The organism is Mycobacterium sp. E2238, assembly GCF_001672665.1.
GTDB lineage: Bacteria > Actinomycetota > Actinomycetes > Mycobacteriales > Mycobacteriaceae > Mycobacterium.
Genome location: NZ_LZKF01000051.1, coordinates 1 through 821, shown reverse-complemented (window position 1 = coordinate 821; position 821 = coordinate 1). Strand labels below are relative to the sequence as shown.

Sequence of the window (821 nt, the reverse complement as noted above, 5' to 3'; positions counted from 1 at the left end):
CCCACCGTGGCCACACAGCGCATGGCGGCGACGATGATCCGCCGGCGGGTCTCCTCGCCGCTGGCGCCGACCGGGCGCCCACGCTGCGCCCGCGTCACCGTGCTCTCCCCACTCGCGCGTCCTGTCCGCCGGCTCTCGTGCCCGACACCGTCGAATATAATCGAGTGATCGATTAGTTCCGGCTTCCGCGCGGAGGTGCGCAGTGTGTGATGGACCGGCCCGCGGCGGGTTCCGCGCGGCATGAGCGTCGCACCGTCGCAATTGGGCCGCCCGGTGGGCGCCGACGGGGAGCAGACGCGTTCGCGCATCATCGCCGCGGCGATGCGGTGTGTGGCCACGGTGGGATACTCGCGAGCCACCATCCGTGAGATCGCTCGCACCGCGAACGTCACGAGCGCCAGCCTGTACAACTACTTTCCGAACAAGGCCGAGTTGATCAAGGCCGCGATCGCGGCACGCACCGACGTCGCGTTGCCCCGGCTGCGGGCGGCCGCCGCGGGCCCCGGGACCGCCATCGATCAGATCGAGGCGGTGCTCGACGAATCGGGCCGGCTGATGCGCGAGTATCCGGATCTCGCCGCCTTCGAGTGGGTGATCCGCGCCGAGGGCGTGGCCGACGCCGATTCGCGGTTCGCGGGGGGCGCGCGGTTTCAGGCATTCCGAGAGATCATCGAGGGCGTCGTCGACGATGCCTATCGGCGAGGCGAACTCGCGCACCGGCAGGATCGGGACAGCATCGTCGAAGCCGTGTACGCGCTCGTCTACGGCTTGACCGAACTGGCGGCCACGTCACCCCCGCGGGCCTACCACGCCGCGCTGGA

The 821-nt window shown here is 70.5% G+C and carries 1 protein-coding gene and 1 pseudogene; one reads left to right on the top strand and one right to left on the bottom strand.

Going from position 1 to position 821, the window contains the following annotated elements; genetic code table 11:
• Positions 1-98, bottom strand: a pseudogene (locus tag A5711_RS27425) (TetR/AcrR family transcriptional regulator); the annotation flags it as partial.
• A 142-nt stretch (positions 99-240) separates the two neighbouring features.
• On the opposite strand from A5711_RS27425, the gene A5711_RS04120 reads away from it, so the two are divergent.
• Positions 241-821 (top strand): TetR/AcrR family transcriptional regulator (locus A5711_RS04120; protein WP_067944292.1); only part of this gene is annotated, 581 nt, incomplete at its 3' end.